Annotated in this window: 9 protein-coding genes; 5 read left to right on the forward strand and 4 right to left on the reverse strand. The window is 72.6% G+C overall.

The features are described 5' to 3' along the window. Positions 1-2 precede the first annotated feature (2 nt). From K3554_RS15475 to carB, 3 genes are all read right to left on the reverse strand, one after another. Positions 3-1,115 carry a beta-ketoacyl-ACP synthase III gene (locus K3554_RS15475; RefSeq protein ID WP_259941852.1) on the reverse strand — a complete coding sequence of 371 codons (1,113 nt, stop codon included), beginning with the start codon at positions 1,113-1,115 and terminating at the stop codon, positions 3-5. A gap of 91 nt (positions 1,116-1,206) precedes the next feature. Then, entirely contained in the window at positions 1,207-1,989 is a 783-nt protein-coding gene (locus tag K3554_RS15480; RefSeq protein WP_259941853.1) for a DUF2726 domain-containing protein, read from the reverse strand. Positions 1,990-2,281: 292 nt separating this feature from the next. Further along, positions 2,282-5,614, reverse strand: a complete 3,333-nt coding sequence (gene carB / locus K3554_RS15485; RefSeq protein WP_259941855.1) for a carbamoyl-phosphate synthase large subunit — start codon at positions 5,612-5,614, stop codon at positions 2,282-2,284. Between the two features lie 202 nt (positions 5,615-5,816). Here carB and K3554_RS15490 point away from each other — a divergent pair, with 202 nt between their 5' ends. Both K3554_RS15490 and K3554_RS15495 read left to right on the forward strand, forming a co-directional pair. Beyond that, positions 5,817-6,038: a hypothetical protein gene (locus tag K3554_RS15490; protein WP_259941856.1), complete on the forward strand. Its 222-nt coding sequence runs from the start codon at positions 5,817-5,819 to the stop codon at positions 6,036-6,038. Further along, positions 6,035-6,220, forward strand: coding sequence for a hypothetical protein (locus K3554_RS15495; RefSeq protein WP_259941858.1), 186 nt, complete (start codon positions 6,035-6,037; stop codon positions 6,218-6,220). Before K3554_RS15490 ends, K3554_RS15495 begins: the two co-directional genes overlap by 4 nt. Positions 6,221-6,244: 24 nt before the next feature. Here K3554_RS15495 and K3554_RS15500 read toward each other — a convergent pair whose 3' ends face one another. Continuing rightward, a complete protein-coding gene (locus K3554_RS15500) occupies positions 6,245-7,450 on the reverse strand; it encodes a cyclopropane-fatty-acyl-phospholipid synthase family protein (RefSeq protein ID WP_259941860.1) in 1,206 nt (401 codons plus the stop codon). A 177-nt stretch (positions 7,451-7,627) separates the two neighbouring features. On the opposite strand from K3554_RS15500, the gene K3554_RS15505 reads away from it, so the two are divergent. The 3 genes from K3554_RS15505 to K3554_RS15515 all read left to right on the forward strand — a co-directional run bounded on the left by K3554_RS15505 (position 7,628) and on the right by K3554_RS15515 (position 11,854). Further along, positions 7,628-8,188: an HAD-IA family hydrolase gene (locus K3554_RS15505; RefSeq protein ID WP_259941862.1), complete on the forward strand. Its 561-nt coding sequence runs from the start codon at positions 7,628-7,630 to the stop codon at positions 8,186-8,188. A 70-nt stretch (positions 8,189-8,258) separates the two neighbouring features. Beyond that, the gene (aspS, locus tag K3554_RS15510) at positions 8,259-10,250 is read left to right on the forward strand and encodes an aspartate--tRNA ligase (RefSeq protein ID WP_259941863.1); all 1,992 of its coding nucleotides are present in this window, start codon (positions 8,259-8,261) and stop codon (positions 10,248-10,250) included. 254 nt (positions 10,251-10,504) lie between these two features. After that, a complete protein-coding gene (locus K3554_RS15515) occupies positions 10,505-11,854 on the forward strand; it encodes a DUF1800 family protein (RefSeq protein ID WP_259941865.1) in 1,350 nt (449 codons plus the stop codon).

The raw sequence follows: 11,854 nt of genomic DNA on the forward strand, positions 1-11,854 counted from the left end.
GCTCAGGCCGCGGCCGCGCGCCGCGTGACCAGCACCGAGCCCACCGAGTAGCCCGCCCCGAACGAGCAGATCAGTCCCCGGTCGCCGGGCGCGAGGCCGTCCGAGTGCTTCGAGAAGGCGATGATCGAGCCGGCCGACGAGGTGTTCGCGTAATCCTGCAGGATGTTGGGCTGCTCGCCCGGCTCGGGCTCGCGCCCCAGCACCTTGCGGCCGATGTAGTCGTTCATCGCCTTGTTGGCCTGGTGCAGCCAGAGGCGGCGCAGCTCCGAGGCGGCGACGCCCTCCTCCGCGAGGTGGCCCGCGATGTGGCGCGACACGAGGGGCAGCACCTCCTTGAACACCTTGCGGCCCTCCTGGACGAACTGCATGTCGCGCCGGTCCTCCATCGCGTCGCGGGTGCGGCGCAGGAAGCCGTCGTTGTTGCGGATGTTGTTCGAGAACTGCGTGGCGCAGCGGGTGGACTCGACGGTCCAGCGGTCCTTGGCCGCCGCGTCCGCCTCGCGCTCCAGCACCACGGCGGTGGCCACGTCGCCGAAGATGAAATGGCAGTCGCGGTCGCGCCATTCGAGGTGGGCCGAGCAGATCTCGGGCGAGACCACGAGGGCGCGGCGCACGGAGCCCGCGCGGATCATGTCGGCGGCGGTCTGGATCCCGAAGGTGGCCGACGAGCAGGCGACGTTCATGTCGAAGGCGAAGCCGCCCGCCCCGAGAAGCTGCTGGATCTCGATCGCCACGGCCGGGTAGGCGCGCTCGTGGTTCGAGGCGGCGCAGATGACGCAGTCGATGTCGGCGGCGTCCACGCCCGCCTCGGCGAGCGCCTTGCGCGCCGCGTCCAGTGCCATCTCGGCCATGAGCGAGGGTTCGTCGTCGGCGCGCTCGGGCAGGCGCGGGAACATGCGGGCGGGGTCGAGCACGCCCTCCTTGTCCATCACGTAGCGGCTCTCGATCCCGGAGGCGGAGCGGACGAAGTCGGCGGAGCTGTGGGGCACCGGCGGGTCGGCGCCCTCGGCGTTGCGGCGGTCGGCGTAGGCGTTGAAGGCCTCGACCAGCTCGTCGTTCGAGATGGCGTGGGGGGGCGTGAAGACGCCGGTGCCGGTGATGGCGGCGGTATGCATGGGTCTCTCCCGTATCCGAGACGGGATGGACCCCGGCCGGGGCCGGGGTCAAGGGCGCGGGGCGCCACGCGGCTTGGAGGAAGGACTGGCGTCAGGCGGCCCGGACGTGGCGGGCCGGGACGGCCTCGCCCTGCGGGTCCGGCGCATCGAAGGCCAGCACGTCGGCGTCCTCGGCGCCGAGCGCGGCGAGCAGCGCGGCGGCGTCGGGCAGGGCGCGGTCCCCGGGGGCCGCGTCCGCGGTGACGGGCGAGATCGGCGTCACGTCGTTGGCGGCGGGCGCCCCGGCCTCGGTGGGCTGGCCCATGGCGGCGCAGAGCAGGTCGCGCAGCTCGGTCCAGTCGGCGTCGGCGGGCACGGTGGCGAGCGGCAGGCCGGCGGCGGCGAAGGCGCGGGCGCGGACGTGGTCGCGGAAGCCGGGCGCGGCGCCCTCGCCCCGGGCGGGGGCGATCTCCACGCCGCACAGGGGCGTGCCCGAGGCGGTCGAGAGCACTACGTCCACGCGGCGTCCGGCGAGCACGGCATCGGCGGCCGCCGCGGCGGCGGAGGCGGACCCCTCCTCGGGGGCGAACAGCGCGCCGAGCGACACCTGCGTGCCCAGGAGGAGGTTCTCGGAATTGGCGATGCGCTGGAACTTGGCCAGCACCGGCTCGGCCTCGGGGCGCACGAGGGAGCGGACGCGCAGTCCGGTGCGCGACAGCGAGCGGAGCGCGGAGACGCGCGTCCCCTCCTCCCGGCCCCGGTCCAGCGGGTCGGGGGCGACGGCGGCGGTGGTCCGGCCCCCGTCGGCGGCCCGGGCCTTGGCCCGCGAGAGGCAGCGGCGGATCACCATCCCGGAGGCGCCGATGGAGAGGAGCGAGAGCATGATGGGGTCCATTGTCGAATTCCGTCCGATGAGTGGTATGCCCTCACTCTCCCGTGCCGGTCGGGCGCCTTCGCGGCGCCGAAATGGTTTATCCTGTGGCGTCTCGCGGCACGATCCGGAAACGACGACCCCTGCCGGCGGGGGACCGTCGCCGTTCCCGCAGCGATCCCGCCGTTGCAGGAACCCGAAATGGGGCGCCTGTGCGGCGCCGCCTCGCGCGGGACGGCACGCGGGGCGGGGGGCCTCGCGCCATGGGGGAATCGGAGGAAGGGCCGCCGCCGCGCGGGCGAGCCCGGCGGCGGCCCTACTGGAGGGGCCGCACCTCGAGGTCGCCCTCGGCGCGGGCCTGCATGGCGCGGGCCGCGGCGTGGCTGCCGGCGAGCGTGGTGTAGTAGGGAATGCGGTCCGACAGGGCGACCGCGCGCATGGAGCGCGAGTCCTCGACGGCCTGCGCGCCCTCGGTGGTGTTCATCACCAGGGCCACCTCGCCGTCCTTCATCACGTCGACCACGGTGCGCCCGCCCTCGTAGGCCTTGGCCACGAGGTCGCTGGCGATGCCGTGCCCGGCCAAGAAGGCGCGGGTGCCCTCGGTGGCGAGGATGCGGAAGCCCATGTCGCGCAGCAGCGTCGCGGTCTCGACCAGTTGCGCGGTCTTGTCGTCGTCCTTGATCGACAGGAACACGGTGCCCTCCTCGGGCAAGACGGTGCCGGCTCCGAGCTGCGCCTTGAGGAAGGCGCGCGCGAACGAGCGGTCCCAGCCCATGACCTCGCCGGTGGAGCGCATCTCGGGCCCGAGCAGGGTGTCCACGCCGGGGAAGCGCGCGAAGGGCAGCACCGCCTCCTTGACCGAGAACCACGGGGTATGGGCGTGGGCGAGCTGCATGGCGTCGCCGATCGGCACGTGGTCGACGGTGCCCTCGGGATAAGGCTCGCGGAGGGGAAAGTTCGAGAGGGGCTCGCCCGCCATGAGGCGCGCGGCGATGGACGCGATGGCCGAGTCGACGGCCTTGGCCACGAACGGCACGGTACGCGAGGCGCGGGGGTTCACCTCGATCAGGAACACCTCGTCCTCGCCCGCCTCGTTGGGCTTCACGGCGAACTGGACGTTCATGAGGCCCACCACGTGGAGCGCCTTGGCCAGCGCCTCGGTCTGGCGGCGGATCTCGGCGACGGTCTCGTCCGAGAGCGTGTGGGGCGGCAGGCAGCAGGCGGAGTCGCCGGAATGGACCCCCGCCTCCTCGATGTGCTGCATGATGCCGGCCACGTGGACGTCCGTCCCGTCCGAGAGCGCGTCCACGTCCACCTCGATGGCGCCCGAGAGGTAGCTGTCGAGCAGCACGGGGCTGTCGCCCGACACCACCACGGCCTCGCGGATGTAGCGCTCCAGGTGGGCCGTGTCGCGCACGATCTCCATGGCCCGGCCGCCGAGCACGTAGGAGGGGCGGATGACCAGCGGGTAGCCGAGCTTCTCGGCCTCCTCGCGGGCTTGCGCGTCCGTGGTGGCGATGGCGTTGCGGGGCTGCTTGAGACCCAGATCACGCACGAGCGCGGCGAAGCGCTCGCGGTCCTCGGCCAGATCGATGGCGTCGGGCGTGGTGCCGAGGATGGGGATGCCCGCCTCGTGGAGCGCGTCGGCCAGCTTCAGCGGCGTCTGCCCGCCGAACTGCACGATCACGCCGTGGAGCGTGCCGCGGTCCTGCTCGACGCGCAGGATCTCCATCACGTGCTCGAAGGTCAGCGGCTCGAAGTAGAGGCGGTCCGAGGTATCGTAGTCGGTGGAGACGGTCTCGGGATTGCAGTTGACCATGATGGTCTCGTAGCCCGCATCGCTGAGCGCGAAGCAGGCGTGGCAGCAGCAGTAGTCGAACTCGATGCCCTGCCCGATCCGGTTCGGCCCGCCGCCGAGGATCACGACCTTCTTGGCGTCGGTGGGGCGCGACTCGCACTCCGCGTCGCCCATCACTGGCGTCTCGTAGGTGGAGTACATGTAGGGGGTCTGCGCCTCGAACTCGGCGGCGCAGGTGTCGATGCGCTTGAACTGGGCGTGGACGCCGAGGTTCCGGCGGGCGCGGCGCACCTGCCCTTCGTCGCGGCCCGTCAGCGTGGCGAGGCGGGCGTCGGTGAAGCCGAACTGCTTGAGCCGGCGCAGGCCCTCGGCCTCGAGCGGCAGGCCGCCCGTCCGCACCTCGGCCTCGAGGTCGACGATCTCGCGGATGCGGGCCAGGAACCACGGGTCGAAGTGGGTCACGGCGTTGATGTCGTCGTCCGAGAGGCCCTGGCGCATGGCCTGCGCCACGACGCGCAGGCGGTCCGGGGTCTGGCGGGCCAGCTCGGCGCGGATGCCGGCGGGATCTGAGGGCAGCGCGATCTCGTCGAAGCCGGTGAGGCCGGTCTCCATGGAGGCCAACGCCTTCTGCAGGGATTCGTGGATCGTGCGGCCGATGGCCATCGCCTCGCCCACCGACTTCATGGCCGTCGTCAGCAGCGGCTCGGCGCCCGGGAACTTCTCGAAGGCGAAGCGCGGGATCTTGGTGACCACGTAGTCGATCGAGGGCTCGAACGAGGCCGGAGTGACGCCGGTGATGTCGTTGTCGAGCTCGTCGAGCGTGTAGCCCACGGCGAGCTTCGCGGCGATCTTGGCGATCGGGAAGCCGGTGGCCTTGGAGGCGAGCGCCGAGGAGCGCGACACGCGGGGGTTCATCTCGATCACGACCATGCGGCCGTCGGCGGGGTTCACGGCCCACTGGACGTTGGAGCCGCCCGTCTCCACGCCGATCTCGCGCAGCACCTCGATGCTGTGGGTCCGCATGCGCTGGTACTCGCGGTCGGTCAGCGTCAGCGCGGGGGCCACGGTGATGGAGTCGCCGGTGTGCACGCCCATGGGGTCCACGTTCTCGATGGCGCACACGATGATGGCGTTGTCGGCGCGGTCGCGCACGACCTCCATCTCGTACTCCTTCCAGCCGAGCAGGGACTCGTCGACCAGGATCTGCGCCATCGGCGAGGCCTCCAGCCCCGTGCGGCAGATGCGCTCGTAGTCGGCGCGGTTGTAGGCCACGCCGCCGCCGGTGCCGCCCAGGGTGAAGGCGGGGCGGATGATGGCAGGCAGGCCGACGTGCTCCAGCGCCTCCAGGGCGCGGGCGAGGCCCTCGCGGATGTCGAACTTGCCGTCCGCGCGCTTGGGGGCCGAGACGATGGTGGCCTTGGGGTTCTCGATGCCGAGGCGGTCCATGGCCTCGCGGAACAGCTTGCGGTCCTCGGCCATCTCGATCGCGGCGCGCTTGGCGCCGATCAGCTCCACGCCGAACTTCTCCAGCACGCCCATGTCGTCGAGGCTGAGGGCGGTGTTCAGCGCGGTCTGCCCGCCCATGGTGGGCAGCAGCGCGTCGGGCCGCTCGCGCTCGATGATCGAGGCCACCACGCCGGGCGTGATCGGCTCGATGTAGGTGGCGTCGGCGAGCCCCGGGTCGGTCATGATCGTGGCGGGGTTGGAGTTGACGAGGATGACGCGGTAGCCTTCCTCGCGCAGGGCCTTGCAGGCCTGGGCGCCGCTGTAGTCGAACTCGCAGGCCTGGCCGATCACGATGGGGCCGGCGCCGATGATCATGATGGACCGGATGTCCGTCCGCTTCGGCATTGGCTCGTCCCCCGTTTGCGCAAACGAGTTGGCGTGTATGCGGCGCGCTAGGGGGGTGCAAGGCGCGGCGGAGCCGCCGCGGGGCCGCGGGCGCACGCGATCCTGCGGCGCGGACACGAAACGTGATTTCCGCGGCCGCGGCCGGGTTGATATTCCCGCTCAACCGGCGGGCGTCCCGCCCCTTCCCGCAAGGACTCGCGACATGAAATCCAAGCTCACCTTCGCCGCCGCGGCGGGCCTCGTCCTCGCCCTGACCGGCTGCGGCGTCGCGCGCGGCGTCGGCGACGTCGCCTCGGGCACCGGCCGCGTGGCCATGGGCACGGGCAAGGTCGTCGTGGGAACCGGCAAGGCCGTGGGCCGCGGCACGGGCGCCGTCGTGCGCGGAACCGGGCGCGTCATGGGCATGGGCGACGACGGCGAATGACCGGCGCGCGCCCTGCCGTCCGCCTGATGCTGGCCGCCGCGCTCTGCGCGGGGCTGGCGGGATGCGCCGCGGGGCGCGTCGCCACGGGCACGGCCGGCGTGGCCATCGGGGCCGCCTCGGTCGCCGTGCAGGCCGGGGGCGTCGCGCTGGACGCGACCCGGCTGGTCGTGCCCGGCATCTAGCCCCCCGGCGGGACCGCCGCGTCCCTACCGGTAGAGGTAGTCCCGCGTCTCGGGCACGGTGGCGCGGCGCTTGGCGAGCTGGATCTGGTAAACCACGTGGTGCAGGTCGTCGAAGCCGACCTCGGCGCCGGTCAGGTAGTAGCGCCACATCTGCACGAAGCGCTCGTCGTACATGGCGCGCACCTCGTCCACGTTCCGCTCGAAGCGCGCCCGCCAGCGGCGCAGGGTCTCGGCGTAGTGGCCGCGCCAGACCTCGACGTCGGCCTGCCAGAGCCCCGTGCGCTCGAACGCCGCCGCCAGCTCCGAGAGCGAGGGGTTGTAGCCGCCCGGGAAGATGTACTTGGCCAGCCACGACGAGGTGGTGGTCGGCGGCCCGCAGCGGCCGATGGTGTGGATCAGCGCCACGCCGTCCTCGTCCATCAGATCGGCCACCTTGGCGAAGTAGGTGCCGTAGTTGGGCGCGCCCACGTGCTCCAGCATGCCCACCGAGACGACGCGGTCGAAGCACTCGTGGAGGTCGCGGTAGTCGGTGAGGCGGATGTCGATGCGGTCCGCGAGCCCGGCCGCCTCGGCGCGGGCGCGGGCGGCGGCGGCCTGGTTCTCGCTCAGGGTGATGCCGGTGACGTGGACCCCGTGCTCGCGCGCGAGCGTCAGCGCCATGCCGCCCCAGCCGCAGCCGATGTCGAGCACCCGCATCCCCGGGCGCAGCACCAGCTTGGCGGCGATATGGGCCTTCTTGGCCTCCTGCGCCTCCTCCAGGGTCATGCCCTCGCGCGGGAAGTAGGCGCACGAATACTGGTGGTCCTCGTCGAGCCAGAGGGCGTAGAAGTCGTCGCCGAGGTCGTAGTGGTGGGCCACGTTCGCGCGCGCGCGCCCCACCCCGTTGGCCTGCGCCCAGCGGCGCACCGCGTAGCGCAGCTTGTAGCCCGCGCCCACCAGCGGGCCGGCGTTGTGGCGCCCGCCGTTGCGCGCGAGCAGGGTGAAGAAGTCGTGCAGCGTGCCCCGGTTTAGCGTCAGCGTGCCGTCCATCCACGCCTCGCCCAGCGCCAGCTCCGGGTCGAGCAGGATGGCGCGCACGGCGCGGTCCGTGTGCAGGCGCGCGGCCACGTGGGGCGCCCCCTCGCCCGAGCCGTAGCCCTCGACCAGCCCGTCGGGATAGGCGACCTCCAGCCGGCCGAGGCGCACGACGCGCCGCAAGAGCCTCCGCACCATGCCCTGCGCCGTGCCCATCTGCCCCTCCCCCGTCGATCCGCAGCGACCCAAAGCCCAGCCGTCCGCCGTCCGCAACCCTCGCGGAGAACGGGCGGAGACGGAATGTCCTTGACGGGGAATGCCCCGCGCCACACCTTCAGGTTGTATCCGGCGACCCCGTTCCCACGCCCGCCCTCCCGACTGGAGCACGATCCGATGGCCATCGGCGCCCTGATCTTCGGCTCCATCGGCGCGCTCGCCGAGACCGACGCCCTGGAGCGGAGGGCCTTCGCCGAGGCCGGCGGCGGAGCCCCCGGCGCCGCGCGGTTCGGCGCCCTGGTCGCCGCCGAGGGCCTGCGCCCCCGTCCCGGCATCGTGGAGACCATCGGCGCGGCGCGCCGCCGCGGCCTGCCCGTCGCGCTGTGCTCCACGGCGCCGGCGCCGGTGGTGGCGGCGGTGGTCGGAGCGCTGGCCCCGGTGGTGCTGCGCGCGGACTTCGCCTGGGTCGGCGACGCGACCCGCGCCGCGCGCCCCCGGCCCGCGCCCGACGCCCTGTGCCTCGCGCTCGCGGTGCTCGACGTGCCGCCCGCCACGGCGGTGGCGGTGGAGGACAGCGCGCCCTGCGCCGAGGCGGCGCTCGCCGCGGGCTGCCGGGTGCTGGGCTTTCCGGGCGGCGGCGCGGCGGCGGCGGACTTCCCGCCCGGCCTCCTGGTGGTGGACCGCCTCCAGCCCCGGCTTCTTGACCTCCTCGCCGGGTTCTCAACCGCCGCCGAGTGACGCGCGCCCCGCGGTTGACACCCCCGTGCGCCCCGTGCCCATAGGCGCGGCGCCATCCGAGGGGGTTCCCATGCACCAGTTCCGCACCCACACCTGCGCCGGGCTCGACACCGGCGACGTGGGCGAGACCGTCCGCCTGGCCGGCTGGGTCCACCGCATCCGCGACCACGGGGGCGTGCTGTTCGTGGACCTGCGCGACCACTACGGCATGACGCAGCTCCTGTGCGACCCCGACAGCCCGGTGTTCGCGGAGATGGAGAAGGTGCGGTCCGAATGGTGCATCCGCATCGACGGCACCGTGAAGGCGCGCGACGCGGCGCTCGTGAACCCCAAGATCCCGACCGGCGAGATCGAGGTCTTCGTGAGGGACCTCGAAGTTCTGGGCAAGTCCGACGAGCTGCCGCTGATGGTGTTCGGCGATCAGGAGTATCCCGAGGAGACGCGCCTGCGCTACCGCTTCCTCGACCTGCGCCGCGAGGCGATGCAGGCGAACATGAAGCTGCGCTCCGACGTGGTGCGCGACCTGCGCGAGCGGATGTGGGACCGCGACTTCCGCGAGTACCAGACCCCGATCATCACCGCCTCCAGCCCCGAGGGTGCGCGCGACTTCATCGTCCCCTCGCGCCTCCATCCCGGCAAGGTCTACGCGCTGCCGCAGGCGCCGCAGCAGTTCAAGCAGCTGCTGATGGTGGCGGGCTTCGACAAGTACTTCCAGATCGCGCCTTGCTTCCGCGACGAGGACCCCCGCGCCGACCGCTCGCCCACGGACTTCTACCAGCTCGACATGGAGATGAGCTTCGTCACCCAGGACGACGTGTTCGCCACGATCGCCCCCGTGGTCGCGGGCTGCTTCGAGCGCTTCGGCGGCGGCAAGACGGTGGACGCGCCCGAGACGTGGCCGCGCATCCCCTACGCGGAGGCGCTCCAGAAGTACGGCACCGACAAGCCCGACCTTCGCAACCCGATCGAGATGCAGGACGTGTCCGAGCACTTCCGCGGCTCGGGCTTCGCGATCTTCGCCTCGCTGCTGGAGAAGGACGGCACGGAGGTGCGCGCCATCCCCGCGCCGACGGGCGGGTCGCGCAAGTTCTGCGACCGGATGAACAAGTTCGCGCAAGGCGAGGGCCTGCCGGGGATGGGGTACATTTTTTGGCGGAAGCGGGAAGATAAGACCTTCGAAGACGATCTGGAGCAGGTCGGAGCACTACGTCACCTCTTTCTCTCCAAAGTCTCCGGAAAAGAACCGTCGGTCGAACTGTTGCGCGAACGTGCGAACGCGATGACAAGAGCCGAGAACGCCACAGCCGCGAACAAGATCGCGGACGCCGTAAGTGCAGGAGACGCGGAGCGAGTTCGCTTTCTCACCGAGGCGTATTTCGGCACGCATGAAGCCGCCGGCCCCCTCGCCAAGAACATCGGCCCCGAGCGCACCGAGGCGATCCGCCGGCAGCTCGGCCTCGGCGTGGGCGACGCGGCCTTCTTCCTCGGCGGCCGGGCCTCGGACTTCGAGGCCGTGGCGGGCCGGGCGCGCACCGTGATCGGCACCGAGCTGGGACTGGTGGACCAGAACCGCTTCGCCTTCGCCTGGATCGTCGACTTCCCGATGTACGAGCGCGACGACGAGGGCCGCATCGACTTCAGCCACAACCCGTTCTCGATGCCCCAGGGCGGGCTCGCGGCGCTCGACGGCGACCCCGAGGCGGTGCTCGGCTGGCAGTACGACCTGGCCTGCAACGGCTACGAGCTGATCTCGGGCGCCATCCGCAACCACGAGCCCGAGATCATGTTCCGCGCCTTCGAGATCGCCGGCTACGGCGAGGACGAGGTGCGCAAGCGCTTCGGCGGCATGGTGCGCGCGTTCCAGTACGGCGCGCCCCCCCACGGCGGCTGCGCGGCCGGCATCGACCGCATGGTGATGCTGCTCGCCGAGGAGGCGAACATCCGCGAGGTCATGCTGTTCCCGATGAACCAGCGCGCCGAGGACCTGATGATGGGCGCCCCCTCCGAGCCCCTCCCCGGCCAGCTCGCCGAGCTGGGCCTGCGCCGGATGCCCACGGAGTAGGTCGCGGCCGGGTTGAACCCCCGGACGTGCCTGCGCGTTGCGGGGGCATCATCACAGGAGACCCCCATGCGCCGCATCCTCAAGCTCTTCGCGCTCTACAAGCTGTTCCAGCGGTTCCGTCGCCGGTAGGGGCGCGGGGGACGCGCACCGCGCCCCGGTGACGGCCCGCCCCCGGGGCGGGGGGCACGGCGAAGTGTCGCCGCCGGCCTCCGGAGGGCCTCCCGCTGGAGCGGCGAAACGACTATCTCCGCCCCATGGACCTGCGACCCACCCTCGCCGCCGTGCGCTTCGGCACCGGACTCTCGCCGCGCTTGCCCGCGCCGCGCGATGCGGGCGCGATCCTTGCGCGCCTCGCGGGGCCGGACCTCGCCATGGCCTCCTACCCGCACGCGCCGTGGCACGTGGTCGCCGCCGAGGCTATGGAGTTCGTGGCCGTGCGCCGGAAGCGCAACGACAGCGCGGCCGCCGACCAGGCGTTCCGGGACATGCGCGACGCCATGACCGAGCGCTGGTGGGGCGACATGGCCCGCGTCGTGCAGCGCGCCGTGACCACCACCGACGGCTTCCGCGAGCGGCTCGACTGGTTCTGGTCCGACCACTTCACCGTCTCCGGCATGTCGGGCTACCTGCGGCGTACCATCCCCGCCTACCGCTCCGACATCCGGCGCCACGTCGCGGGGCGCTTCGCGGACCTGCTGTATGCGGCCGTCACCCATCCCGCGATGCTGGACTACCTCGACCAGCGGCGCTCGGCGGGGCCGAACTCGCCGCGGGGGCGGCGCGGGGGCGGCCTCAACGAGAACCTCGCGCGCGAGCTGCTGGAGCTGCACACCCTCGGCGCGGACGGGGGCTACGGCCAGGCCGACGTCACCGAGCTGGCCAAGCTGATGACGGGCTTCACCGTCACGAAGGAGGGCCTGCCGCAGTTCCAGCCCAACATGGCCGAGCCGGGCGCCGAGACCGTGCTCGGGCGCTCCTACGGCGGCGGCGATCCGTCGCCCGAGCACTTCCGCGCCGCCGTCGAGGACCTCGCCGTGCACCCCGCCACCGCACGGCACCTCGCGCGCAAGCTCGCCGTCCACTTCGTGGCCGACGATCCCGAGCCCGCGCTGGTGGAGGCGCTGGAGCGGACGTGGCTGCACACGGGCGGCGACCTGATGGCCGTTTACGCCGCGCTGCTGGACCACCCCGCCGCCTGGGCGCCGGAGCTGCGCAAGGTGCGCCGGCCCCTGGAGGTGATCGTCGCCGGGATGCGCGCGCTGGACCCCGACGCGGACCTGACGCAGCGGGGCCGCAACGACCTGCGCGTGGCGATCTGGAAGCCCATGCAGCTCATGGGCCAGCAGATCCACGAGACCCCCGGCCCCGACGGCTGGCCCGAGGCGGCCGAGGCCTGGATCACGCCCCAGGGGCTGGCCGCGCGCATCGAGTGGGCCATGACCGTGCCCGTGCGGCTTGCGGATCTGCCCGAGCCGCGGGGGTTCGTGGACACCGCCCTGGGGCCGCTAGCCACCGGGCGCACCCGCTTCGCCGCCGGCGCCGCCGAGACCCGCGAGGCGGGCATCGGCCTCGTGCTCGCCTCGCCCGAGTTCCAACGGAGATGA

The organism is Jannaschia sp. W003, assembly GCF_025144335.1.
Lineage (GTDB): Bacteria > Pseudomonadota > Alphaproteobacteria > Rhodobacterales > Rhodobacteraceae > Jannaschia.

Excerpts from the sequence above, each read along its gene's own strand:
- K3554_RS15480 (WP_259941853.1), bottom strand. The coding sequence starts at position 1,989 with ATGGACCCCATCATGCTCTCGCTCCTCTCCATCGGCGCCTCCGGGATG.
- K3554_RS15515 (WP_259941865.1), top strand. The coding sequence starts at position 10,505 with ATGGACCTGCGACCCACCCTCGCCGCCGTGCGCTTCGGCACCGGACTC.
- carB (WP_259941855.1), bottom strand. The coding sequence starts at position 5,614 with ATGCCGAAGCGGACGGACATCCGGTCCATCATGATCATCGGCGCCGGC.
- aspS (WP_259941863.1), top strand. The coding sequence starts at position 8,259 with ATGCACCAGTTCCGCACCCACACCTGCGCCGGGCTCGACACCGGCGAC.
- K3554_RS15505 (WP_259941862.1), top strand. The coding sequence starts at position 7,628 with ATGGCCATCGGCGCCCTGATCTTCGGCTCCATCGGCGCGCTCGCCGAG.
- K3554_RS15500 (WP_259941860.1), bottom strand. The coding sequence starts at position 7,450 with ATGGGCACGGCGCAGGGCATGGTGCGGAGGCTCTTGCGGCGCGTCGTG.
- K3554_RS15490 (WP_259941856.1), top strand. The coding sequence starts at position 5,817 with ATGAAATCCAAGCTCACCTTCGCCGCCGCGGCGGGCCTCGTCCTCGCC.
- K3554_RS15495 (WP_259941858.1), top strand. The coding sequence starts at position 6,035 with ATGACCGGCGCGCGCCCTGCCGTCCGCCTGATGCTGGCCGCCGCGCTC.
- K3554_RS15475 (WP_259941852.1), bottom strand. The coding sequence starts at position 1,115 with ATGCATACCGCCGCCATCACCGGCACCGGCGTCTTCACGCCCCCCCAC.